21 protein-coding genes are annotated in these 22,299 nt (G+C 71.2%); 7 read left to right on the forward strand and 14 right to left on the reverse strand.

The window, feature by feature from the left end; genetic code table 11:
• Window positions 1–14: 14 nt before the first annotated feature.
• Window positions 15–614 carry a short chain dehydrogenase gene (locus tag Vau01_RS26090; RefSeq protein ID WP_203997328.1) on the forward strand — a complete coding sequence of 200 codons (600 nt, stop codon included), beginning with the start codon at window positions 15–17 and terminating at the stop codon, window positions 612–614.
• A gap of 114 nt (window positions 615–728) precedes the next feature.
• Complete coding sequence (locus tag Vau01_RS26095) at window positions 729–2,258, forward strand: alpha/beta hydrolase (protein ID WP_203997330.1); 1,530 nt, start codon at window positions 729–731, stop codon at window positions 2,256–2,258.
• A gap of 52 nt (window positions 2,259–2,310) precedes the next feature.
• Here the strand turns inward: Vau01_RS26095 and Vau01_RS26100 are convergent, their stop codons facing one another.
• The 8 genes from Vau01_RS26100 to Vau01_RS26140 form a co-directional block, all read right to left on the reverse strand.
• Entirely contained in the window at window positions 2,311–3,537 is a 1,227-nt protein-coding gene (locus Vau01_RS26100; RefSeq protein WP_203997332.1) for a cellulose-binding domain-containing protein, read from the reverse strand.
• Between the two features lie 68 nt (window positions 3,538–3,605).
• Entirely contained in the window at window positions 3,606–4,091 is a 486-nt protein-coding gene (locus Vau01_RS26105) for a GNAT family N-acetyltransferase (RefSeq protein ID WP_203997334.1), read from the reverse strand.
• Between the two features lie 62 nt (window positions 4,092–4,153).
• On the reverse strand, window positions 4,154–4,270 hold the full coding sequence (locus Vau01_RS26110) for a dihydrofolate reductase family protein (RefSeq protein ID WP_239151856.1): 117 nt from the start codon (window positions 4,268–4,270) through the stop codon (window positions 4,154–4,156).
• Between the two features lie 252 nt (window positions 4,271–4,522).
• Window positions 4,523–5,944, reverse strand: coding sequence for a pentapeptide repeat-containing protein (locus Vau01_RS26120; RefSeq protein ID WP_203997336.1), 1,422 nt, complete (start codon window positions 5,942–5,944; stop codon window positions 4,523–4,525).
• Window positions 5,945–5,980: 36 nt separating this feature from the next.
• On the reverse strand, window positions 5,981–6,931 hold the full coding sequence (locus tag Vau01_RS26125) for an SWIM zinc finger family protein (protein WP_203997338.1): 951 nt from the start codon (window positions 6,929–6,931) through the stop codon (window positions 5,981–5,983).
• A complete protein-coding gene (locus Vau01_RS26130) occupies window positions 6,931–9,852 on the reverse strand; it encodes a DEAD/DEAH box helicase (RefSeq protein ID WP_203997340.1) in 2,922 nt (973 codons plus the stop codon). Before Vau01_RS26130 ends, Vau01_RS26125 begins: the two co-directional genes overlap by 1 nt.
• Before the next feature lie 120 nt (window positions 9,853–9,972).
• Window positions 9,973–10,737 carry a hypothetical protein gene (locus tag Vau01_RS26135; protein ID WP_203997342.1) on the reverse strand — a complete coding sequence of 255 codons (765 nt, stop codon included), beginning with the start codon at window positions 10,735–10,737 and terminating at the stop codon, window positions 9,973–9,975.
• Between the two features lie 17 nt (window positions 10,738–10,754).
• Window positions 10,755–11,237: a SigE family RNA polymerase sigma factor gene (locus tag Vau01_RS26140; protein ID WP_203997344.1), complete on the reverse strand. Its 483-nt coding sequence runs from the start codon at window positions 11,235–11,237 to the stop codon at window positions 10,755–10,757.
• Between the two features lie 236 nt (window positions 11,238–11,473).
• Here Vau01_RS26140 and Vau01_RS26145 point away from each other — a divergent pair, with 236 nt between their 5' ends.
• The 3 genes from Vau01_RS26145 (at window position 11,474) to Vau01_RS26155 (ending at window position 13,414) form a co-directional block, all read left to right on the forward strand.
• The gene (locus Vau01_RS26145; RefSeq protein ID WP_203997346.1) at window positions 11,474–12,124 is read left to right on the forward strand and encodes a GtrA family protein; all 651 of its coding nucleotides are present in this window, start codon (window positions 11,474–11,476) and stop codon (window positions 12,122–12,124) included.
• 229 nt (window positions 12,125–12,353) lie between these two features.
• Window positions 12,354–12,665: a hypothetical protein gene (locus Vau01_RS26150; protein WP_203997348.1), complete on the forward strand. Its 312-nt coding sequence runs from the start codon at window positions 12,354–12,356 to the stop codon at window positions 12,663–12,665.
• Window positions 12,666–12,715: 50 nt separating this feature from the next.
• Complete coding sequence (locus Vau01_RS26155) at window positions 12,716–13,414, forward strand: HEAT repeat domain-containing protein (RefSeq protein ID WP_203997350.1); 699 nt, start codon at window positions 12,716–12,718, stop codon at window positions 13,412–13,414.
• Here Vau01_RS26155 and Vau01_RS26160 read toward each other — a convergent pair.
• Both Vau01_RS26160 and Vau01_RS26165 read right to left on the reverse strand, forming a co-directional pair.
• Entirely contained in the window at window positions 13,411–14,418 is a 1,008-nt protein-coding gene (locus Vau01_RS26160) for a Gfo/Idh/MocA family protein (RefSeq protein WP_203997352.1), read from the reverse strand. The genes Vau01_RS26155 and Vau01_RS26160 overlap by 4 nt on opposite strands.
• 91 nt (window positions 14,419–14,509) lie before the next feature.
• The gene (locus Vau01_RS26165) at window positions 14,510–16,897 is read right to left on the reverse strand and encodes a hypothetical protein (protein ID WP_203997354.1); all 2,388 of its coding nucleotides are present in this window, start codon (window positions 16,895–16,897) and stop codon (window positions 14,510–14,512) included.
• A 115-nt stretch (window positions 16,898–17,012) separates the two neighbouring features.
• On the opposite strand from Vau01_RS26165, the gene Vau01_RS26170 reads away from it, so the two are divergent.
• The gene (locus tag Vau01_RS26170) at window positions 17,013–17,774 is read left to right on the forward strand and encodes a PIG-L deacetylase family protein (RefSeq protein WP_239151857.1); all 762 of its coding nucleotides are present in this window, start codon (window positions 17,013–17,015) and stop codon (window positions 17,772–17,774) included.
• Here the strand turns inward: Vau01_RS26170 and Vau01_RS26175 are convergent.
• Window positions 17,752–18,906 (reverse strand): branched-chain amino acid ABC transporter substrate-binding protein, encoded by a 1,155-nt coding sequence (locus Vau01_RS26175; RefSeq protein WP_203997356.1) that lies wholly within the window; start codon window positions 18,904–18,906, stop codon window positions 17,752–17,754. The genes Vau01_RS26170 and Vau01_RS26175 overlap by 23 nt on opposite strands.
• 110 nt (window positions 18,907–19,016) lie before the next feature.
• Here Vau01_RS26175 and Vau01_RS26180 point away from each other — a divergent pair, with 110 nt between their 5' ends.
• Complete coding sequence (locus tag Vau01_RS26180) at window positions 19,017–21,032, forward strand: putative bifunctional diguanylate cyclase/phosphodiesterase (protein WP_203997358.1); 2,016 nt, start codon at window positions 19,017–19,019, stop codon at window positions 21,030–21,032.
• Between the two features lie 57 nt (window positions 21,033–21,089).
• Here Vau01_RS26180 and Vau01_RS26185 read toward each other — a convergent pair whose 3' ends face one another.
• The 3 genes from Vau01_RS26185 to Vau01_RS26195 form a co-directional block, all read right to left on the reverse strand.
• A complete protein-coding gene (locus Vau01_RS26185; RefSeq protein WP_203997360.1) occupies window positions 21,090–21,299 on the reverse strand; it encodes a hypothetical protein in 210 nt (69 codons plus the stop codon).
• A gap of 94 nt (window positions 21,300–21,393) precedes the next feature.
• Window positions 21,394–21,741, reverse strand: coding sequence for a DoxX family protein (locus Vau01_RS26190; protein ID WP_203997362.1), 348 nt, complete (start codon window positions 21,739–21,741; stop codon window positions 21,394–21,396).
• Window positions 21,742–21,827: 86 nt separating this feature from the next.
• Complete coding sequence (locus Vau01_RS26195; protein ID WP_203997364.1) at window positions 21,828–22,274, reverse strand: universal stress protein; 447 nt, start codon at window positions 22,272–22,274, stop codon at window positions 21,828–21,830.
• Window positions 22,275–22,299: the final 25 nt, after the last annotated feature.

Here is a 22,299-nt window from a genome sequence, read left to right on the forward strand (position 1 = left end):
CGGAGGAAACGCTCGTGCGCATCATCGTGGTCGGTGGCGGCGGCACCATCGGTAAGGCCGTCGTCGAGCTCCTGTCGGCTCGACATGACGTCGTCGTGGCGGGGCGCAGCTCCGGCGACGTCCGGGTCGACATCGGCTCGCCGGACTCGGTGCGACTCATGTACGAACAGGTCGGACGCTTCGACGCGCTCGTCTGCACGGCCGGCGAGGCGCACTTCGGCCCGTTCGGGACAGCGACCGAGGAAGAGCTCGCCCTCGGTGTGCACAGCAAGCTCCTCGGGCAGATCCGCCTCGTTCTGCTCGGCAGGTCGCAGATCTCCGCCGGCGGCTCGTTCACCCTCGTCTCCGGTTACATCTTCGACGACCCGATTCCCGACGCGGTGAGTTTCGCCGTCGCGAACGGCGGCGTCGAAGGCTTCGTCCGGTCCGCCGCCCTCAGCCTCGGCCGCGAGGTCCGGATCAACGCCGTCAGCCCGGGCATGGCCCAGGACAGCGCCGAGCAGTTCGGCCGCTTCAACCCGGGCCGCACCCCCGTGCCCATGTCGGTAATCGCCGCCGCCTTCGAACGAAGCGTGGAGGGGTGGCGTACCGGAGAAGTCATCCGGGCCTGGTAACCGGGCGCTGTCTTGGACCTTTCACGCGTTGGCGGCTCGTGTGAGCTTCCTGGCAGGGGTGATCGCTAGCGTGGCCGCGGTCTGTTCGCCCCCGCGGAAAGGAATCCAATCGGGATGCGCAAACCTAAGTGGTCGTTGCTGGTCGGGATGGTCGTGGTGACGGGTGCCGTCATCATGCCGGTCTCGGCCAGCGCGGCGGAGGTCGCGGACGTGGCCGGAGTGTCCGGCTACGAAGTGCCCGCGGTCAACTGGCAGCCCTGTCCGACCAGGCCGGAGGTCGAGTGCGGCACGGTCGCGGTACCGCTGGACTGGTCCGCGCCGAGGGGCGCGAAGACCTACGTCGGCATCGCCCGGATCAAGGCGAAGGACCCGGCGAACCGGCTGGGCGCACTGGTATTCGACCCGGGTGGGCCCGGCGGCTCCGGGGTCGACTACGTCCTGAACGGCAACCGGATCACCGCGCCGGTCGCCCAACGGTTCGACGTCATCGGGTTCGACCCGCGCGGCGTCAACACCAGCCAGAAACTGCTGTGCGACAACACGGTGTACAACGACATGCGCGCCGCCAAGCGGCCGACCAGCCAGGCCGAGTTCGACAAGCTGGCCGGGCTCAACCGGCAGTTCATCAAGACCTGCCGCGACCACAGCGGTTCGCTGGTCGACCACCTCGACACCCGCACCACCGCGCGCGACATCGACGCTGTCCGCGCCGCGCTGGGTGAGGCGAAGCTGAACTACCTCGGTTTCTCCTACGGCACGCTCATGGGCCAGCAGTACGCGGAGATGTTCCCGACCCGCATCCGCGCGATGGTCAACGACGGCAACATGGACCACAGCCTGCCCTCGGCCTTCGACTTCATGATCGACCAGACCGCGCCGGTCGAGCAGAACTTCCTGGAGTTCGCCCAGTGGTGCGACACCACCCCGGCCTGCGCGCTCTACGGCCAGGACACCAGGAAGACCTACGGGACGTTGCGGGAGCGGGCCAAGGCCGGCACCCTCACCGATCCGGCCACCGGCCAGCCGGTCGACTTCTACGCCCTGGCCAACCTCGCGTTCAACTCGGGCCGGCCACCGGAGTGGCACAACGTCGCCAACAGTTTGAAAGCGCTGCGGGACGGCAACGGCGCGGTCACCGCGTCGATGCGGGCGCCGGTCGAACTGGTCAACGACATCTTCACCGGGGTCTGGTGCAGCGACTGGAACTACCCGATCAAGGACTTCGTCGAGTACAACTCCATGCGCACCGAACTCGCGCGGCGGTTCCCCAACATGCAGTGGAGTCCCTACGTCGACAACGTGATGACCTGTATCGGCGAGCCGCTGCCGACGACGAACCCGCAACGTCCCCTCAAGATCACCGGAGCGCCGCCGCTCGTCATGATCGGCAACATTCACGACTACGCCACGGTGTACAAGTGGAACAGGACCGCGGCCGCCCAGAGCGGGTCGCACCTCATCACCTACGAAGGCTGGTACCACACGGCATACGGCCCGACCAAGCCGAGCCAGTGCATCAACGGTGCGGTGGAGGCGTACCTGCTCAACCTGACGGTGCCCAAGGCGGGCCTGTCGTGTCCGGCGATGGAGAAGCCGACGACGTCGAACCTCACCGCTGACGCGACGACGGTCGGGTCCTACTGACCGCTGACCGCCCGGCTGGAGGGTGTCCGGCCGGGCGGCAGGCGGGCTCGGATCAGCAGCCGATGCGGGAGGCGCCGAGGGCGACGTCGTCGAACCAGAGGGTGTCGGCGTCGTTGCCGTAGCTTTCCCAGCCGAGTCGCAGATCGGTGAGGTTCGGGCGCCAGTTCGCCCGGTTGAGCCACTGCGAGTCGATGTCGCGGGTGGCGACGCCGTCGATGACCAGGCCGGTGACCGGGGCGCCGTCGATCCAGGTCTGTAGGTGGCCGGCGGTGCCGTCGACGCGGTACTCCACGCAGGTCCACGAGGCGGTCGCCAACGGGCGGCTGAGGGAGACGCCGGTCGGGCTCTGCTCGGGCAGGGTCGCGTCGTCGGACTCGCGGTTCCACTGCAGGGCGCCGTTCTGGCCGCCGATGCGGAGGTCCTTGCCGTTGTCGGCGGCGTCGCGCATCGCGGCGAACGTGACGTGGGTGGCCGGCAGGGTCGTGGTATGGCGGACGTAGAACCGCCCGTACCAGACCGGCCTGATCGACGAAAGGTCCACTGTGGACCTGACGAAGACGTGGTTGCAGTAGCCGGCGCCGCCGGCGACGCGGACGGACCTGCGACCGCTGCGGGCGACCGACGTGTCGATGGTCGCGGTGCCGGTCCCGGAGCAGTTGGGGTATACGACGCTCCAGCTGCCGGACGGGGTGCCGCCCGGCTGGTTCTCGAACCCGTCGCAGAGGGCCGCCGATCCGCAGCCGCCGCCGGGGCCGGTCGAACCGGATGCCGACGGGCTCACCGGGCCGGACGGGCTCACGGAACCGGACGGGCTCACCGGGCCGGATGGCGACGGCGGCGGGGACGAGGGGGTCGGGCCGGGCTCGTTGCACGAGAGACCGTTGAGCGTGAACGCGGTCGGGGTCGGGTTGGCGCTGGTCCAGGTGCCCTGCACGCCGAACTCGGTCGATCCGCCCGGTGCGAGGCTGCCGTTCCAGGACAGATTCGTGGCGGTGACCGTCTGGTCGGACTGTCTGACGGTGGCGTTCCAGCCGTTCGTGACCCGCTGGTCGCCGGTGTAGGTCCACGTCAACGTCCAGCCGTTGATCGCCTGCGCGCCGGCGGTGATCCGCACGTTGGCGGTGAAACCGCCCGCCCAGGGGTTACCTTGGTAGGCCACCTGGCACGCCGGGGCGGCGTCCGCGGCCGGGGCGAGGGCGACCGCCGCACCGCCGGCCGCGGCGACGGCGGCGATCACGGACAGCGTCCACCTTGCTTTCCACCGTGCATTGAGGGTCATCTATATATAGTGACCCGCGGCACGGGGTGGCCGACGTGCTGACCGAGGTCACAGGCCGGATACGGTCGTCAGAACTCGCGGTACATGACGTGGAGTCCGACCCGGCCCAGCGTGGGATGGGCGAACGAACGGGGCACCGTCCCCACCACCTCGAAGCCGTGCCGGCGGTAGAGCTCGACGGCGGAGCGGTTGGTCTCGACGACCGCGTTGAACTGCATCGCGGCGTATCCCTCGGCCTTGGCCCAGCCGACCGCGAAGTCGAGCAGCGCCGTGCCGACACCCCGGCCGCGGTCCGCCGCGGCGACCATGAAGCTCGCGGTGGACACGTGTGCTCCGGGGCCGGACCGGTTCGGCCCCATCTTCGCCGTCCCGACCACCCGATCGCGGTCGACAGCGACAACCGTCAACCCCGGCGGTGCCTCGATCCACGCATCCCGCGCCTGCCCGTCGGTCATCGCCGGGTCGTACGGGAACGTCTCCTGAGCCCGCACCACCTCGTGGACGATCTGCCACACCTGTGGCCAGTCGGCATCGGCGAACACCCGGACCCGCATCCGCGGAACAGTACCGAGACGCCGACCGGCGCACGACCGGATTCCCCACGCGGGAGGCGCGGTCACCGCCGGCCACCGCCGAGCAGCACCGGGATGAGATGGACCTGGATCTCGTCGAGCACCCCGGCCGCCAACGCCTGCTGGGCGGTGTAGCCGCCCTGGACGTAGACGTACCCCACCCCAGTGGTCCATGAGCTCGGCGGTCCGTACCTGAGCACCCCGACACTGGCTCGCCTGGCCGGTGTCAGCGAACGGCACCTGTCGCGGCTGTTCCTCACCTCCGTCGGCGAGACCCCGGGACAGTACGTGCGCCGGGTCCGAACGGAGGCCGCGGCACACAGTCGCTCCGGCACGCGTTCCTCGACCGGTACGACGTGCCACCCTCGCAGTACCGGCTCCGGTCAGCGAAGGTCCACAGCGCCAGAACGTGATCAGCGGATGGTGCCGTGCACGACCACGTCGGCCGGTGGGTCGGCGGCGAACGTGACGTCGCCGTGGACGGTGGCGTGGCCGGACGGGCCGTCCAGGGTGTACGCGGTCCGGTCGAACCGGCTGCCGTCGAAGCGGGTCGTGCCGTGGAACTGGGCGCCGGCGAAATCGACGTATCCGGCCTCGCAGTCGCTGAGGTCGAGGTCGACGAGCGTGGCGCCGCAGAGGAACACGTCGACGTCCTTCCACTGCCCCGGCCCGGGTCGTAGCCGCTCGGCGAGAACGCGCTGCGCCTGCTGCCGGGTATGCAGGAGCGCGGTCTGCGCGGGGGTGCGGTCGGTCGCGCGCAGACCGAACGGGACGGGCTCGCGAAGCAGTGCGCACAGCGTCACAAAAATCTTTTGCCGCAGTTCCGGCCGGTCGTCGCCGAGGCGGTCGAGGATCCGCAGGCCCTCGGCGCGTGTCGCGGGGTCGCGGTCGGCGAGGTGACGCGCGTACGGTGCCACGGCCTCGTCCGGGATCACCGCGCACCCCGCGGAACCGGCCGGACCGACCGTCCAGCCGAGCGGCCACACGGACCCGCCGTCGGCGGTGCCGCCGCCCCACCGCGCGCCGGTGAGGTCGACGGTCGGCTGGTCGAGGTGGACCCGTCCGGCGAAGTGCGCACCGGTGAACGTCGCCGTGGCGCCGAACCGGGCGTGGTAGAACCAGGTCGGCCCGAGGAACCGGGCGTCGCGGAAGGACGCCTCGCCGGCGAACAGGGCACCGACGCCGCCCTCCTCGAAGTCCTGGTAGTCCTCGACGAGCACGGCGACCGGCCAGTCGGGGTCGTCCTCGTTCGGCTCGTCCCACGGCGCCGGGTCGATCTCCTCGACGGTGTCCCACCGCTCGTCGTCGTCCCACCACGTGTGGGCGCCCCGGCCGAACCAGGCCATGCCGCCGAACGCCGTGCCGGTGAAGTCGGCGCGGCCGCGGAACCGGGCCCGGCCGAACTCGGCGTCGCCGGTGAACCGGGCGCCGACGAAGCTGGCGTCACCGTAGAAGACCGCGCGGTGGAACGCGGCCTCGTTGTCGACGACGGCGCGGTCGAACGTCGTGGTGCCGTGGAACCGGGTGTCGGCGAAGTCGGGATCGTCGAGCCGGCAGCCGTGGAAGTCGGCGTCGAACAGCGTCGCGCCGGACAGGTCGACGAAGACGCCGTCCCAGGTGCGGAGGTGGTGGGTGAGCAGGCGCAGCGCCGCGCGACGCTCGCCGGTCTCGCTCGCGTCGGCCGGGGTCCGCAACCACGCGCAGACCGCGTTCGTCACCGGCTGCCGCGCGTCGGGATCGGCCACGCCAAGCGCGATCAGGCCCTCCACCGCCGCCGGCCGCAGGCCCGGCGCCGCGTCGGTCAACCGGGCCGTCGCGGCATGGAACTCCGTCATTGGACGATCATCGCAAGGCACTGTCGGATCGCGCGATCAGGCGTGGTACTTCGTGGTTCTGGCATGGCCGGTGCGGGACACGAGCCCGGCGGCGACGAGGGTGCGCAGCGCCGCCCGGATGTCGGGTGCGGGCTGGTCGAGGGCCGTGGCGAGGTCGGCCGTTGTCGCGGGTCCGATCTGACGCAGCACGCTGAGGACAGGATCGTCGGTGTCGTCGTGGAGCAGTACGCGGGCGCGGCCGGCGGCGCGTTCGACCGCGTCGGCCAGCAAGTCGAGCGAGTCGAAGCCGGGTGGTGGTCCGAGCCGGCGCAGGGTGGTGTGCGGGTCGGTGGTGTGGTCGGGCCGGAGGGCGATCGTGGTCAGGTCGCCGGCGGCGCTGAACAGGGTGGCCGCCGACAGCGTCGAGATCGGTACACCGGCGCTGTTGTCGGTGGGTTCGTCGGGGCCGGTGGCGGTGCCGGTCCGGGCGGCCCGGATCGCCGCGAGCAGCGCGGTGCGGTCGCGGCCGCGCAGCGCCGGCAGCAGGAACGGGTCGGCGTCGAAGGTGTGCGCGAGCGTGTAGTGGACGGCGGCGACGTGCTTGCACGGGTTCGCCTCGTCCGGGCACGAGCAGGTCGTGGTCAGGTCGCGGGCGGTGGGGAACAGGGACAGGCCGACGGCGTCGAGGGTCTCGTCGACGTCCTCGGGCATGCGGCCGTCGAGGAGCGCGGCGGCGTGTCGCAGTTGACGGGCGAGGGCGTGGGTGGCGGCCGTCCACTGTGGATCGGTGAAGGCCGGGATGCGCAGGCTGACCCGGTACGGCGTGCGTCGGCTGCCGTGGACGCGTGCGGTCACCACGCCGGGCGCGACGGTCAGGTCGGTGACCGATCCGTTGCGGGCGTAGGTGCGTCCGCGCGGCAGCCGGTTGGCGTAGGCCCGGCCGAGCGTCTCCAGGGCCGCGATCCACCGCTGCCCCCACCAGGTCAACCCGAACCGTGTGGCGACCATCAGTCCTCCACGTTCTCGGTGGACAGCGACACCAGGGCGCGCAGGTCGGCGTCGTCGAGAGTGGCGAGCCACGTTTCGCCCGCGCCGACCACGGCGTCGGCGAGTGAGCGCTTCTGTTCCAGCAGGGTGGAGATCCGTTCCTCCAGCGTGCCGGCGGTGACGAGCTTGTGGACGTTGACGGTGCGGGTCTGCCCGATCCGGTAGGCCCGGTCGGTGGCCTGGTCCTCCACGGCCGGGTTCCACCACCGGTCGTAGTGCAGGACGTGCGTGGCGCGGGTCAGGTTGAGCCCGGTTCCACCGGCCTTGAGGCTGATCAGAAGCAGCGGAGGCGCGCTGTCGTCGGTCTGGAACGCCGCGACCATCGCGTCGCGGGCGGCGCGGTTCACGCCGCCGTGCAGGAACGGGACCTTCGGCAGCCGCAGCGCCGTGCCCAGGTGCTTGGCCAGCAGGTCGCCCATCTCCCGGTACTGGGTGAACACGATCGCCCGTTCACCGGAGTCGACCACCTCGGCCAGCATCTCGGTGGCCCGGGCGAGCTTGCCGGACCGGCCGAGAACCGGACCGGACTGTCCGAGGTACTGGGCCGGGTGGTTGCAGATCTGCTTGAGCGCGGTGAGCAGCTTGAGCACCCGTCCCTGCCGGGCGATGCCCTGGCCGAGGTTCTGCTCGTCGAGCAGCGCCGTGACGGCCGCCTGGTACAGCGTCGCCTGTTCCCGGGTCAGGCTGCAGGCGATGACCGACTCGATCTTCGGCGGCAGGTCCGCGGCGATCGCCGGGTCGCTCTTGACGCGTCGCAGCATGAACGGCGCCACGGTGCGACGCAGCCGGGCGGTGGCATCCGGATCGCGCCACCGTTCGACCGGGACGGCGTACCGCTCGCGGAAGCGGGTGAACGGCCCCAGCAGGCCGGGATTGGCGAAGTCCATGATGGACCACAGTTCGGAGAGCCGGTTCTCCACCGGTGTACCGGTCAGCGCGACCCGGGCCCGGGCCGGAAGTTGCCGGGCCAGCCGGGCCGTCTGGGCGGCCTGGTTCTTGATCTGTTGCGCCTCGTCGAGCGCCACGACGTCCCAGTCGACCGCGGTGAGGAGAGCGGCGTCCCGCCGGAGCAGCCCGTAGCTGGTGACCGTGACGTCGCCCGGCTTGAACTCCTCGATGGTGGCCGGCCGGTCCGGGCCGTGGTGACGGATGACCGGCAGGTACGGCGCGAACCGCGCCAACTCGCGCTCCCAGTTGCCGACGACGGACGTCGGACACACGACGAGGTGGGGCCGGTCACCGTCCCGGCCGGCGAGCAGGGCAATGGTCTGCAGGGTCTTGCCCAGCCCCATGTCGTCGGCGAGCACCGCACCGAACCCGAGAGCCGCCATCGACTGCAACCAGGCGACGCCGCGGTGCTGGTAGTCACGCAGCGTGGCGTGGATGTCGCGGAGGTACGGCTCGGTCACCTGTCCCGCGCCACGGAGCCGGTCGACGAGGTCACGCAGCGGGCCGTCGGTGACCACGTCGACGGGCCCGAACTCGGCGGTGTGATGTTCACCGGCCAGGGCGACCGACAGGGCCTCGACGCCGGTGAGTTCACCCGACCGGCCGACCAGGTCGACCAGTTTCGGCAGGTCGTCGGCGTCCAGCCGGACCCACTGGCCCTTCCACAGCACCAGCGGCTGCTTCAGGGCGACGATCTCGGCGAACTCCTCGGGCGACAGCGCGTCGTCACCGATCGCCGCTTCCCACCGGAACTGCCGCAGCCCGTCGCTCGACAGACCGCCCTCGACGATCCCGGCGCCCGGATCGGAGACCGGCTGCCCGACCCGCAGCCGGGCCCGCAGCCGACGCGCTCCCGCCGCCGTCAGTTCGGCCGGCAACACCACGCCCAGACCCGCGGCGCTGAGCGCGGACGCGCCGTGCGTGAGAAATTCGGCGGCCTGCTCCGGCGTCAGGTCGAGGCCCACCGGCCGCCGCTCCGACAGGCTCGCATCGAGCGGAGGGAACAGCCGCGCGGCCTCGGCGAGCCCGCGGACCAGGGTCTCCTGCGGATCTCCGGAGGACCGCCGGAGCGCGGTCTGGCCCTCCCACACCTGAAGCGCAGGCACCATGAGACTGGGATCGTCCGCGGTCGTCAGGTGGTACTTCAGCGGCCACGGCGTCTGCGGATCATTCGCCGCCACGGCGGCCGGCGGGGTCGCCAGCCGTACGCACAGACGCGCGTCGCCACCGCCGGCGGCGTCGACGAGCGGTGCCGCCCACCGCGCGACGTCCTCGATCCGCGAATCGGTCGCGGCGTCGACGACCGGGTCGGCGCCGGTCAACGCCACCAGCCACTCCTGCCGCTTCGCACTGCTCCGCCCGGATGCGGGGCTTCGGGCGCAACTGTCGGCGACCGCGTCGAAGAAGGCCGTGAGCAGATCCGGGCCCGACCAGACCGTCGAGTCGTCCTCGTCCCGGCGGAGGGCGTGAGCGGCCGGCGGGAGGGCCGCCGCCAGCGCGGCGATACGGCCGTCTCCGGTATTCGCGATGCGCCATTCGGCGATGGCGTTGCCGGGACCGCCGGGGCGCAGCGTCGGCACGAGCTGCCCGCCCGCCACGAACTCCAACGCCAGCTTGGCCGCCACACTCCACGCCAGCACCGAGTCGCCCGGCCGAAGCCACGCCGGCCAGTCCAGCGGCAGCGCCGCCAGCGCGCGCACCGCCGTACCCACCGGGACGACCCGCGCGGGCACCTCGGCCGGCACGACCCGCCGCCGGGCCCGGGCACTCGCCGGGAGAACGGTCGGCAGCCGCGCGGGTTCGCCCGCCGGCAGCATCACCATCGCCGCCGCTTCGACCAGATCGTCGACGCCCCACAGCGCGAGATGCCCGTCGGACGGAACCCGCCCACCAGGCCAGAACGTCGCCTGCAGGACACCCGGTTGAGACTCCACACGGTCTCCCTCCACCGGCAATGCCCGGGAGCCTAAACCGTGCCCGAAAGCATCCGGAGACCGCCACACGGTTCACCCGTCAGGGACGGGTTGCGCGCGCAACCCGTCCCCTCGTAGTGATCATTTGATCCGGTCGGTCGCCTCCTGCGCGATCCGGACGAGGTGGTCGAGGGTCAGGGCGGGCGTGTTCTCGTCACCGCCGCTCGTGATGGTCATCACCCGGTTGTCCGCGAGTCCGATCCGGACCTCGAACCTCTTCGTGTCCTTGGTGTTCATCGTGTACGTGACGACCGGCTTGCCGGACGCCGTGGTCGCGTCGACGCACGGCGGAGCACTGGCCGGGTTGTCGCCCCGCTGCCCGTCCGCCTTCTTGTCGGGAACGGCCGCGAGCGTCGCGCAGGTCAGCGGATCGATCTTGATGGACGTGGGGAAGCCGTGCAGCATGACGTTGACGCTGCCCGTCACCCCGCCGTTCGTGACCCCGGCCGGGCCGATCCATCCCAACGGCGACACGTAGTCGATGACGGTGATGTCGAAGCCCTTCGGGTCCCACTGTGCCGACGGAACCGCCGCCCGTACGGCCGCGTCGAGCGCCGCCTTGAGCCGGGCGGCGCTGACCTGCGCCTCCTCGCGGGTCGCCGACCGCAGTTCGAGACGGTTGTCGGGGCGGACCATGGGGTCGGCCGGTGGCGCGCCCACGGGCGGCGTGCCGGCGGGTCCGCCGCCCGTGGCGAGCACGATCACCGCCAGCCCGGCCGCCATCGCGGTGGCGCCGAGCGTGCTCCACAGCGTGGCGCGCACCCGGCGGTCGTGGCGCACGATCGCCCGCGAGTCGATGGTCGTGGGTGGCGGCGTGCCGATCACTTCGTCGAACAACTGGTGCATCGGGATTCCTTCCGGTCTCATCGGGGTGTTTGGATGCGGAGCTGCCCCAGAGCGCGCGCCGACTGGCTCTTGACGGTTCCGGGGGACACGCCGAGGATCTCGGCGGTCTCCTCGACCGAGTGGTCGAGGTAGAAACGCAGGATCAGCACCGCCCGCTGGCGTGGCCCGAGCGAGCGGAGCAGGTCGGCCAACGGCAGCCGGTCGACCACCCGGTCGTCGGGCAGCGACTCCCGGTGCGGCGGGTCGGAGTGGGTCTGTTCCCGGTGACGCCAGCGGCGTCCCCGCTCGGTCAGCCAGCACCGGGTCAGCACCTTCTGCGCGTACGCGTCGACGTTGTCGGCGCCGCGCACCTTCGACCAGTTCCGGTGCAGTTTGACCAGCGCCTGCGAAACGAGGTCGTCGGCGAGGTGCCAGTCGCCGCACAGCAGGTAGGCGCTTCGTCGCCATCGGTCGAGGCGTTCGGCGACGAACGCGTGGAACTCGTCGTCGGATCTGGACAAGCGGACCTCCAACGGCTGGGGGTGTCAGCCCGTACGACCGCGCCGTGCCCGGGCAGGGTTGCACGCCGTCCCGGATTCCCGGCCTTTTCACGCCCGCTGCCATCTCGTTGACGGCCGCTGCCATCTCGTTGACGCGCGCTGACCGGGCGTGTCAGCGGTTTGTGGGAGCGCTGTCAGCGGCGGCGGCCAATGTGCACGGAGGACATGCCGGATGACGAACGCCGATGGAGGGTCTGATGCTCGACAGTCACGCTCCGTCGAAGCCGTCGCAGGCCCGGCCGGCTGGCGGGAGCGCATTCGCCTCTTTTGCGAGGTTCGTTCTGTTCGGCGGTGGCGTCGGGCTCGCGTCCAGTGCCGCGGTGCCGCTGGTAGCCACGCTGATGCCGTGGGTGGTCGCGAACGCGCTGATCACCGTCGCGTCGACGCTGCTGGGAACGGAGCTGCACGCACGGTTCGTCTTCGGTGCCGGCCGGCGCGCGCACTGGCGTCAGCATGTGCAGTCGGCCGGCTCGGCGACCGTCGCCTACCTGGTCACCTCGGCCGCCATCGCCGTCCTGCACCTGGTGCAGCCGGCGGCCGGCATGCGCTGGGAGCAGGCCGTCTACCTGAGCGCCTCCGGACTCGCCGGAACCGGGCGGTTCCTGGTGCTACGCCTGTACGTCTTCGCCCGTGGCCGCACCTCCTCCGCCGCCGACCCGGATGGTGTGCGCCCGGTGCAGACCTGCGCCGTACCGGGCGGACGTCGACCCGGTCGACGGCCGTCCGCCCGCCCGGTGGTCCTGCGTCCGCGTCCCTATCCGCGTCGGCGTCCGCGGTCGCGCGCTGCGCGGGCCAGGCCCGATGCCTCGAAGCCGATCAGGCAAGCGACGCGAGATCGTGGAGGATGATCAGTGTTGGGGGCCTGATCATCCTCCACGATCCGGCGGCTCGGGTGGCGGTCGACAAGTTGATCTCTGGACTGGGCATTCAGGCACGTTCCACCTCGACGCACACGTGCCTCGCTGCCCAGTCCAGAGATCAACTCCTCTGTCCCGCGCCGCCCTCGAACGACGATTCGACTCGACGCGGTGGCGGGGCAGTGGGCAGGGGTGGCGGTGCGCTCGGACAATGGATCACATGAGTGAGTCACTATCGGACGCCGACATCGCCGCGATCGAGGAACGGGCGGTCAAGGCGCTGGACGTCGCACCGGCACCGTGGACGACGTGGTTGGAGACGCGCGGGGGCACCGGCGGTGAGAGCTTCGTTCGACTGGGTGGCGATCCGGACAGCGACAACGAGATGTATGTCCGCGTGCAGGTGGGCTCCGAGCGTCTCACGTCGCCCGACCCGCGGCTCGACCTGGTCATCGACTTCGTCGGTCATGCCGCTGCCGACGTTCTGCGACTCAGCGCCGAGGTCAAGCGGCTCAGAAGCCTGACCACGTAACGGGAGCCGGATGTGCGAATCCCCGGTCTCGACGGCAGGTGAGCGCACACGTGGTGCCCTTCCTCGTCTGGTTGGTCGACGAGCCGGCGACGGCCGACCGGGCGGCCCTGACGACGTTGTTGCGGCATGTGGGTATCGGCCCTCGGGACGACGGCGACCTGCCGTTCGATCCGGATACCGCCTTCGCCGGCCAAGCGGTGACCGCGGAGCAGGAGGCCATGGTCGTCGAGCGGGTGTACCACCTCGAGGAGCAGTTCACCGACGACTGGGTCGACATTGCCGACGCGTGTGCCGAGAAGTGGGACGCCGACGCGTACCGGGCCGCCGCCGCGCACGTCGACGCGTACCGGCGCTGGCTGGCCGACGACGACTCGGAGATCGCGGCGCAGGCGGCGGAGTTGCTGGCCTGGTTCCCGGCGGCCGAGTCCACGGTGGCGGCGCTGCTGTCGGCGGATCGGGACGACGCCGTGCGGGCGAGCGCCAACCTCGCCCTCGCGCACCTTGACGGGTCCGACGCCGTCGTCGTCGAGCGGATGACGGCCCTGCTCGACCATGCCTCGTTCCTGGTGCGGATCACGGCCGCGGTCGCCCTGGCGTATCGCGTCGGCCAGCGGTTGCCCGACCGCGCCCTCTCCGTTCTGGTCGACGCCAAGGAGCAGGAGGAGCTGCCGGACTTCCCGCCCGGCTGGCATCAGCGGGCGCAACGCGGGTACGTCGCCCTGGCCCTGCAACGCCTCGGACTGGGCTAACGCATGGCGTCGGCGTCTTCGGTCAGGTGGAGGCCGAGCCGCTGCAGCGCGGTTTCCAAAGTGCGGAGCACGGACAGCGTGTCGCGCAGTGGCATCACCGTGCTCTCCAGGTGCCCGGCGGCGATCCGGTCCCGCACCTCGATCAGTTGGTGCGCGTAGCCGCCCGCCAGCATCGGCAGCCGGATCGGTGTGGGGTCGTGGCCGACGCGGTGCAGCACCATGTCGACCGGGTGGTGGAAGCGGGGCAGCACGTCGATCCGGCCGGCGCTGCCTATCACGCTGGCCGCGCCGGCCAGCGGCAGCCGGAGCGAGCAGTCGAGCACCGCCCAGGCGCCGGAGTCGTACCCGAGCAGCAGTGCGACGTCCTCGTCGACGCCGGTTCGACCGAGGTTGCCGTGCACCTCCACCGATCCGGGTTCGCCCAGGATCATCTGCGCGAACGCCACCGGATACACGCCCAGGTCGAGCAGCGCGCCGCCACCCTGCGCCGGGTCCCACAACCGGTCGGCCGGGTCGAACTCGCGAATGACGCCCAGATCGGCGTGCACCGCCCGGACCTCACCGATGACCCCGTCGGCCAGCAGTTCCCGGAGCCGGACGACCAGCGGCACGAAGCGGGTCCACATCGCCTCCATGGCGAACAGACGGTGCGCCTTCGCCGTGTCGATCACGGTCTGCGCGCCGGCCACGGTGCAGGTGAACGCCTTTTCGACCAGAACCGCCCGGCCGGCGTTCAGCGCGGCGACGGCGATCGCCGCGTGCTGCCGGTGCGGGGTGGCGATGTAGACGACGTCGACGGCCGGGTCGGCGAGGAGGTCGGCGTAGCCGCCGTACGACCGGACCGGTGCGGCCAGCGCCGGTGGCAGGCCGGCGACGAACGCCTTGGCCCGGGCCGGATCGCGGGAACCCACGGCGACCAGTTCGCAGCCGTCGACCACCGCGAAGTCGGCGGCGAGCTTCCGGGCGATGCGGCCCGGCCCGATGATTCCCCAGCGCAGCGTCATGACGCCATCCAACCGGAGACGGCGAGCGGATCGGCGGGTGACCCGGATTTCCCCGGGTCACCCGCCGAACGGGTTACTCCCGTTGCTCCTGTTACTCCTGGACGGAGATCGAGGTGTGCCCGCGGCCCGACTTGGCGCCGGCTGCGGTTCGGCTGTAGACGTTCACGTGGTAGAAGTTCGACCCGGTCGGCGTCCACTGGACCGTGGTGATGCCGTTCGGCCCGACGGCCACGACCTCTTCGGGGCCGTCGCCGATCGTGTAGAGGAACTCGGTGGAGCCGGGCAACTGCGCGGTGAACGTGAAGGTCACGGGTTCACCGACGTGGGCGGTTTCGGGCCATTCCTTGTCGTGGGTGGCCGTCGGTGCCAGGGCGTTGATCCAGAACCGGTAGTAGTACCAGTCGGAGACCAGGCCGTTGGCGCTGCGGCTGCGGACCTGCAGCATGACGGAACCGTCGTAGGTGTCGGTGTTGTAGTCGAGCGGGGTCCAGCGGATCGTCGTCGGAGCGCCGGCCGCCACGGTGCGGACGGGCTGCCGGCTGAACTGGTACTCGTACTCGACCACGTCGGCGGCGGTCGGGGTGAGGGTGAAGGTTCCCTCGATGCCCGGGCCACCGCGCGTGTTCCACTCCGGATACTCCGCCGACGTGATCCGGGGCGCGATCGACGACGCGTTGAACGCGATCTCCGTCGGGTCGGACTCGACGCCGGCCGCGGTGCGCGTGAACACCCGGAGCGAGTGCTGCCCGATGTCGGCCGCCGTGAACTGGACGGTCGCCGTGCCGTCGGGACCGGCCGCCACGGTCTGGAGCGGGGTGCCGTCGTACCAGTCGAACTGGTACACGTACTCGACCACGCCGTACATGTGCGGCTTCAGGGTGAACGTGCCCGGTGTGCCGACCGGTACGGAGTCGGGGCCGTTCCTGAAGTCGGTGGTCTCGACGACCGGCGCGGTTCGGGGTGTCAACTGGATCCACGTCTGCTGCGAACGCTGCCCCGCCGCGTTCGTGCTGAAGAGGTGGACGGTGGTGCCGTCGGCCGCCGGCGTCACCGTGATCCGGGCGGTGCCGTCGGTGCCGGCCGGGATGGTCTGCTCGGCGTCGTCGTCGAGCTGGTAGGTGTAGCTGACAGTGTTCTCCATCCCGGGACGGAAGACGAGCGTCCGGGGATCGCCCAGCCAGGCGTCGCGGTTGGTGTCTTCGATGCTCGGCGCGGTCTGCCGCACGTTGAACTCGTAGGCGGCCGATTCGGAGACGTTTCCGGCCCGGTCGACGCTCTGCACGTACAGGTACTGACTCCAGGGGCTCGTCGGGGTGATGTCGACCGTCACGGAACCACCGGGCGTCTCGGCCGCGACGAACTCCGACGGGCTCCAGAAGCCGTACCGGTAACCGACCACGTCGGGGTCACCGTTGGCGCTGAAGGTGAAGGCGCCGGCGATGCCCGGGCCGCCGTGGCTTCCTCCGTCGTCGGGATAGTCGGTGGAGGTGACCGTCGGCGCGTGCGACGGCCGGACCGTGTCGACGGTGAACCGGCACTCCGCGCTCCACGGCGACACGTCGTCCTGGTCGCGCGACCGGGCCGCGAGGGCGTAGGTGACCCCGTTCTGCAGCAGCCCCGCCGGTGTGTACCCCCATGCCGTGGTGGGCGCGTATCCGGCCCAGCTCTCGGGGGTCTCGACCCGCTCGGCCGGCCGGTCCACCGGCCAGATCGCGAACTTGCCGTATACCGAGCTGCCGCCGCCGGAGGCCGCGTCGGGGTCGGTCAGCGTCGCGTTCAGGTAGGGGGTGGTGTTCGCGATGAAGAGTTCTCCGCTGTCGGAGCAGCTCTTCCCGTCTATCTTGAGGCCGGTGGGTGCGCCGGGCGGGGTGTTGTACTCGGTGTAGACGGCCGGGTCGGGCTCGACGCGGCGACCGAACCGGACGTTGCCCTCCAGCCTGCCCGGCACCCGGAGCTCCACCGTCAGGGTGGTTTCGTTGCGCGCCAACGCGGCCCGGACGGCCTCGGTGAGGTCGGCACCGACGTAGCTGCCGCACCCTTCGCCGCCGATGTCGGCCACCTTTTCGCGGGCGCGCGGCGGGTTCAGCCAGGACGTCGTGGGCCGGATGCGGTCGGTGCGCCACAGTTCCCAGGTGCGGGTGGCCGAGCAGTCGTTCACCTCGGTTTCGCGCACGGAGAACGTCGCGGACATGAGCCGCGTGCCGCGATAGGAGGAGATGTCGAAGCTGAAGTACGAGCGGGACCGGTGCCGCCGCCCCCGGTCGTCGAGCCAGGCGCCGACCGGCGCGTCGGCGGTGGTGTTGACGTAGGACTTCAGGGGCGTGCGCGAGTCGGTGTAGGCCCAGGTGGTGGGCTGTAGGTACTTGTAGACGCCGGCTGCGGCCGGCGGGGCCGGGACGGTGATGAGAGCGGCGACGACGAAAGCGGCAGTGAGCACACTGATGACCCGCTGCCGGACGCCCCCGTGGTTCATGGACATGACGCCTCCACGCATAGATGGATCCTGCGAGATCCGGGAGCAGGATATTCGTCGATGGAGGCGACCTGTTGTCCTATATAAGTCAAGCAACAGCCGTCGTGAAAGGATGGCCGGCATGACCCTGCCTGCCCTCCCCGAGGAGTCCTTCCGTCGGGTGTTGTGTGTCGTCGCGCATCCCGACGACATGGAGTACGGCACGTCCGCGGCGGTCGCCCGCTGGACCGCGCGGGGCATCGAGGTCGGCTATCTCCTGCTCACCCGCGGCGAGGCCGGCATGCCGAACCCGCCCGCGGAGACGGCCCGCCTGCGCGTCGCCGAGCAGCAGGCAGCCTGCTCCATCGTCGGCGTCAAGCAGTTGACCGTCCTCGAACATCCGGACGGCGTCCTGGTCTACGGTCTCGATCTGCGCCGGGACATCTGCCGGGAGATCCGTCGGTTCAAGCCCGACGTCGTTCTCGGCAGCGGCTTCCAGGTCGAGACGCCGTTCGGCTTCGACCAGGCCGACCACCGCGCGGCCGGGCTCGCGACGCTCGACGCGATCCGTGACGCGGGCAACCGGTGGGTCTTCCCGGAGCAGGTCGACGACGACGGCCTCGAACCGCACTCGGTGCGGTGGTACCTCGTACCCGGGCTCCCCGGCTCAGGCGCCACCCACGGCGTCGACGTCACGGGGGAGCCGCTGCGGCGCGGCGTCGCCTCGTTGGAGGCGCACGGCGCGTACCTGGCCGCGCTTCCGGGTCACCCGGCTCCCGCCGACATCATCCCGATGTTCGCCGCGATGGGCGGCAAGGCAGTGGGTGTCGAACACGCCGTCCTGTTCCGCGCCCACGACCTCCAGGCGCCACCGGAGTTCTTCACCGAGACGGCGCAGGACTGACCGCGTCGAATCCGCCCTCGCGCACGCGCAGCAGCAGGAACTTCGGGTTCGTCCGGGTGCCGTTGGCGTTGAACCGCGCGGGTCCGGATAGCAGGTCCAACTGGGTGGTTCCGGCGATGGCCGCCCGCACCGCGCCGCGGTCGACCGTGCCGGCGCGGCGGATGGCGTCGAGTGCGAGCGTGACGGCGTCGTAGGCCTCGACGGTGCACAGCCCCGGCGGCGAACCGACCATGGCCTCGAACCGCTTCGCCCAGTCGGCGATCTCGGGCATGAAGTCGGGCACCAGTAGCTGGGTGCCGTACACGTCGACGTGTTGCGCCGGGGTCAGGTTCTCCAGCAGCGGCCCGTCGGCGGCGCCGTCGCCCACCAGGATCGGTCCGGAGAACCCCAGCCGGCGCAGGTCGACGATGAGGCGGTTGCCCTCGGCGTAGTAACCGGTGAAGTAGACGACGTCCGCGCCGGCACCCACGACGGCCTCGGCCACCCGGGTGTAGTCCGGCGCGCCCTGGCTGAGTTCCAGTTCCGCGGCGAGGGTCACCGGACTGCCCGGGCGGCGGGCGACCGCGGCGGTGGACTGCGCCAGCGTCAGCGGAAAGCTGGTGCCGTCGTGGACCACGGCGAGGCGGTGCCCGCCGAGGCGGGGCATCGACTGCACCGCGAAGACCGCCTCGTCCTCGACCGTGCCCGGTAGCAGGAAGATGCTGTCGTAGCCGGGTTCGAGCAGGTCCGTGGAGTTCGACAGCGGAATGATCATGGGGACGTTGGCGTCCCGGAAGACCCGCAGCGTCGGCACCGTCGCGCTGCTGCAGTAGCCGCCGACGGAGACGACGATGTCGCGGGCGACCATGTCGTTGGCCGCGGCGACGGCCGTGCCCGGGTCGCACGCGTCGTCACCGACGATCAGTTCGACCTGCCGGCCGAGCACCCCACCCGCCTCGTTGGCCTCGCGCACCGCCATTTGTGCGGCGTCCACCATCGCTTCGCCCGACGGCGAGTTGCGGCCGGACAGGGGCACCAGCGCACCGAGCCTGATCACGCCCGGCCCGGCGGGTTCGGCCGGGTCGGCGGTGCAACCACCTGCCGCCACGGTGACGGCTGCCAGCACGGCGACGAGAGCGGTGGGGATGCGCATGCCGGACCATCGGCAGCACCGGCCGTGGCCTGAGAAGGTCACATCGCTCAAGTCGGGTCCGGGCGTGCCGATGGCCGGGGGTCGAGGACCGACCAGACGGAGGAGTGCCGATGCCTGTCGACGCGGACGCGCGGGCGGTCTACGGGCCGCCGGTCTTCCGTCGTGGCCGGCGGATGGGCACCACCGCCGCCCTGGCGAGCGTCCTCATGGCGCTGTGCGGCTACATCATCTGGGGCAACGTCGACACCACGCGGGCCACCGGGCAGCAGCGCGCCGCGCTCGCGGTCGACGCGATGTTCGCCGAGGCGCGTAACGTGGTCGCGATGGAAGAGGTCCACCTGCGTCACTACCAGGTGGAACCGTCGGCGGCAGTGCGCGAGCGGTTCGACAAGGCGGCCGACGCCGCCGTCGACGTCCTGTCCCGGGTGGTCGCCGCCGACGCCGGCAAGGCCGGCGCCCACGCCAGACGCCTCCTGACCGCGCAGGACCGCTACCGGAAGCTTGCCGAACGGCTGATCGTCATGGTCGCCGACCGCGACCCGGCGCGGATGGCGCTGGACCGGCTCGAGGCCACGCCGGCGTACTACACGCTGCAGGGCGACATCGACCGGGTCGCGCGCGACTTCCACGCCGAGGCCGAGAGCGCCGCCGCGCGGCTACACCAGACCCAGCGGCGGATGCTGGTCGGCGCGTCGATCGGCTTCGCCGTCGGCCTCGCGCTCGTGGCGGTGATCTGGCGGATGGTGCTCGGCGACCAGCGCCGCCTGACCGAGCACGCCGACGCCAGCCGGCACTCCGCGCTGCACGACCCGCTCACCGGCCTGCCGAACCGGATCCTGTTCCACTCCCACCTCGACGCCGCGTTGGCCTCGGCGAAGCAGGACGGCGACCACCAGGTCGCGCTGATGCTCATGGACCTCAACGGGTTCAAGGGCGTCAACGACACCCTCGGCCACCACGCCGGCGACGAGTTGCTCATCGAGGTCGGGCGTCGTTTGCGTCGGATCGTCGGGACCGGCGACGTCGTGGCGCGACTCGGTGGCGACGAGTTCGCGATCATGCTGTCCACCGTGCGCGATGTGGCGGGCGCGCAGGATGTGGCCGCGGAGGTGGCCGACGCGTTGCGGCGCGACTTCTCGCTCGAAGCCGGCCTGGCCGCCGTCAGCGGCAGCATCGGCATCGTGCTCGGACCCATGCACGGCGCCGGTGACCACCTGATGCGCCGGGCCGACGCGGCGATGTACCGGGCCAAGGGTGCCGGTGGCGGCGTGGCCGTCTACGACCCCGGCCTCGACGACGCCGAGGCGGCCGACCGGATGACGCTCTACGGCGAACTGCGCGCGCTGCTCGACGCCGGCGACCCGCAGGCCCGGTTGACCCTGCACTACCAGCCCCAGGTGCACATCGCCGACGGCGTGGTCACCGCCGTCGAGGCGCTGGCCCGCTGGGAGCACCCGCAGCGCGGGTTGCTCCACCCGCAGGAGTTCCTGCCGATCGCGGAGTCGCGGGGCCTCGAGGTCCCGTTGACCTACCACCTGCTCGGCGCCGCGGTGGCCCAGGCCGCCCGCTGGAACGACGAGGGCAGACCGTTCGTCGTCGCCGTGAACGTGTCCCCGCGCTGCCTGCTCGACGACCGGTTCGTCGCGCGGGTCTGCGCGTCGGTGGACGACGCCGGTCTCCCGCCGCACCTGCTCCGATTGGAGTTGACCGAGAACAGCGTGATGACCGAGCCCGAGCGTGCGGTGGCGGCCCTGCGCGTGCTGCACGACCGGGGGATCAAGGTCTCGATCGACGACTTCGGTACCGGGTTCAGCTCGCTGGTCCAGCTCAAGCGGCTGCCGGTGGACGAGCTGAAGATCGACCGCACGTTCATCATGGGCCTGACACACGACTCGGAGGACGCCGTCCTGGTGCGCAGCGCGATCGACCTGGCGCACAACCTGGGCCTGTCGGTGGTGGCGGAGGGCGTCGAGCACGGTGCGGCGCTGGACCTGCTGCGCCGGTTCGGCTGTGACTACGCCCAGGGCTTCGGCCTGAGCCACCCGGTGCCGGCAGCCGACGTGCGCGCCGCGTGCGAACGGGCCGAGCAGGCGACCGTGGCCCACCTGATCGGGTCCCGGGGCTGACCCGCCCGGCGTGGAGCGACCTCCGCTGCATCCGCACCACGCCGGCCGGGGACCTGACTAGGTGCAGTAGCCGTAGTGCACCCAGGAGCCGCAGTTGAACGAGCAGTTACAGGTGTCGACGCACCAGCGGCGCTGATAGTCGAGCCCGTTGCACCGGTACTGGTAGTGCCCGTCGCCCCCGGGCCTGCAGGGGCAGGCGCCGGCCCGCTCTCTGGGAACGAAGACGGCCAGCATGCGGTCGCCGATCGATCCCACCTTCTCTCGCATGGGTTCTCCCTTTCTGCCGTGCCGTGGATCATCCCGCGGCGGGCAGATACTACCCACATATTGACGAATCCGGATATCCCGGCAGCCGTCGTGATCAGCCGACGAGGCCGAGCGTCAGCGCGGCCACCACCGGCACCAGGTAGAGCGTCGGGAACACCACGTGCCCGTACGCCCGGGCCCGCAGCACCGTGATCACGGCGCCGGTGAAGTAGAGCACGAGGCCGACAGCGGCCAGCACCCCGACCACCGGCACGGCCAGGCCGACGAGCAGCCCGACCGCGCCGGCCGCCTTCGCGACGCCGAGCCGGGGCCACCACGAGCGCGGGACCCCGTACTCGGTGAGCGGCTCGACGACCCACGCGGCGCGGCGGAGGAGCGAGAACGCCGAGAAGCCGACCCAGAGAGCGGCGACGACGGTGACGACGATGGCGAGCGTGTGCATGGGTGGTTCCTTCCGGTGGGTGCGACGACCACGGGACGGCGCCGCCCACACCGGGCGTGAACTTCGGTGACCGGGGTCACGGGGACTCAGTGGACGACGGTCACCGGGCACTTCGCGTAGGCGGCGACGTGCTGGCTGACCGAGCCCAGCACCAGCCCCACGAACCCGCCGTGGCCGCGCTTGCCGACCACGAGCAGGTCGGCGTCGGCCGACTCCTCGATGAGCACCTTCGCCGGCCGGCCCTGCTTGACCTCCGGCCGGACGAGCACCGGCGGGTCGTCACCGAGTTCGTCCTTGATGACCTGGACAAGATCGTCGGCGGTTCGCTGGCTCGAATCGGGCACGAAGTGCTCCGACACGCTGACGCTGCCCGCCGGCGGCATCAGCGTGTGCTCCCACACGTTGACCACCACCAACTCGGCGCCGTGAACCGCGGCTTCGGCGGCGGCCCACGTCAACGCCTTTCGACTGCCGGGCGATCCGTCGACGCCGACCACGATCGTCTTCCGCTCCGGGGTCTTCCGCTCGGGCATCGCTGCCTCCTCTCCGGATGGAACA

It is taken from the genome of Virgisporangium aurantiacum (assembly GCF_016863635.1).
Lineage (GTDB): Bacteria > Actinomycetota > Actinomycetes > Mycobacteriales > Micromonosporaceae > Virgisporangium > Virgisporangium aurantiacum.

Excerpts from the sequence above, each read along its gene's own strand:
- Vau01_RS26185 (WP_203997360.1), bottom strand. The coding sequence starts at position 21,299 with ATGCGAGAGAAGGTGGGATCGATCGGCGACCGCATGCTGGCCGTCTTC.
- Vau01_RS26180 (WP_203997358.1), top strand. The coding sequence starts at position 19,017 with ATGCCTGTCGACGCGGACGCGCGGGCGGTCTACGGGCCGCCGGTCTTC.
- Vau01_RS26195 (WP_203997364.1), bottom strand. The coding sequence starts at position 22,274 with ATGCCCGAGCGGAAGACCCCGGAGCGGAAGACGATCGTGGTCGGCGTC.
- Vau01_RS26190 (WP_203997362.1), bottom strand. The coding sequence starts at position 21,741 with ATGCACACGCTCGCCATCGTCGTCACCGTCGTCGCCGCTCTCTGGGTC.
- Vau01_RS26095 (WP_203997330.1), top strand. The coding sequence starts at position 729 with ATGCGCAAACCTAAGTGGTCGTTGCTGGTCGGGATGGTCGTGGTGACG.
- Vau01_RS26175 (WP_203997356.1), bottom strand. The coding sequence starts at position 18,906 with ATGCGCATCCCCACCGCTCTCGTCGCCGTGCTGGCAGCCGTCACCGTG.
- Vau01_RS26120 (WP_203997336.1), bottom strand. The coding sequence starts at position 5,944 with ATGACGGAGTTCCATGCCGCGACGGCCCGGTTGACCGACGCGGCGCCG.
- Vau01_RS26135 (WP_203997342.1), bottom strand. The coding sequence starts at position 10,737 with ATGCACCAGTTGTTCGACGAAGTGATCGGCACGCCGCCACCCACGACC.
- Vau01_RS26125 (WP_203997338.1), bottom strand. The coding sequence starts at position 6,931 with ATGGTCGCCACACGGTTCGGGTTGACCTGGTGGGGGCAGCGGTGGATC.
- Vau01_RS26100 (WP_203997332.1), bottom strand. The coding sequence starts at position 3,537 with ATGACCCTCAATGCACGGTGGAAAGCAAGGTGGACGCTGTCCGTGATC.
- Vau01_RS26150 (WP_203997348.1), top strand. The coding sequence starts at position 12,354 with ATGAGTGAGTCACTATCGGACGCCGACATCGCCGCGATCGAGGAACGG.
- Vau01_RS26105 (WP_203997334.1), bottom strand. The coding sequence starts at position 4,091 with ATGCGGGTCCGGGTGTTCGCCGATGCCGACTGGCCACAGGTGTGGCAG.
- Vau01_RS26160 (WP_203997352.1), bottom strand. The coding sequence starts at position 14,418 with ATGACGCTGCGCTGGGGAATCATCGGGCCGGGCCGCATCGCCCGGAAG.
- Vau01_RS26145 (WP_203997346.1), top strand. The coding sequence starts at position 11,474 with ATGCTCGACAGTCACGCTCCGTCGAAGCCGTCGCAGGCCCGGCCGGCT.
- Vau01_RS26165 (WP_203997354.1), bottom strand. The coding sequence starts at position 16,897 with ATGTCCATGAACCACGGGGGCGTCCGGCAGCGGGTCATCAGTGTGCTC.
- Vau01_RS26170 (WP_239151857.1), top strand. The coding sequence starts at position 17,013 with ATGACCCTGCCTGCCCTCCCCGAGGAGTCCTTCCGTCGGGTGTTGTGT.